Source organism: Lactobacillus sp. UMNPBX12, from assembly GCF_002553955.1.
In the GTDB taxonomy this organism is placed as follows: domain Bacteria; phylum Bacillota; class Bacilli; order Lactobacillales; family Lactobacillaceae; genus Lactobacillus; species Lactobacillus crispatus.
Genome location: NZ_PCYY01000075.1, coordinates 1 through 444, shown reverse-complemented (window position 1 = coordinate 444; position 444 = coordinate 1). Strand labels below are relative to the sequence as shown.

Below are 444 nucleotides of genomic sequence, written 5' to 3'. Positions count from 1 at the left end.
GATGGTACCCCATTTATTAGGATGACTTCTTTGTTTCAGCATATTGATATTGATAGAAATGGTGATGTTGAAATTAAATATAATGCTGATATTGCCCCTTATATCTTTCAATTAAAACAACAATATTATTCGTTCAATCTAATCGAACTAAGTAGAGTTCGTTCAAAATACACCCTAATTATGCTTAAATTATGGAATGCTACTGTAATGGAAAAATGGTCTAACTTTAATGATCCTCATAGAAAGCTACCTGATTTATATTTAAATGCTAGCCTTGAAAAATGGGAGTCTTGGTTTTTAGGATATACGGTAGATGAAAAAGGAAATAAAACTCCTATACGTTGGTCTGCAGGGAGATTTAAAAAAGAAGCTCTAGGTGTAGCACTAAATGAATTAGCTGAATTATATCCTAAATCTACTATTACTTTAACACCAGACAAAAGA

The 444-nt window shown here is 31.1% G+C and carries 1 protein-coding gene; it reads left to right on the top strand.

Annotated elements, in window-relative coordinates; all coding sequences use genetic code 11:
- Positions 1 to 30: 30 nt before the first annotated feature.
- On the top strand, positions 31 to 444 hold a 414-nt coding region (locus CP363_RS10540), incomplete at its 3' end, for a replication initiation protein (RefSeq protein WP_233187174.1).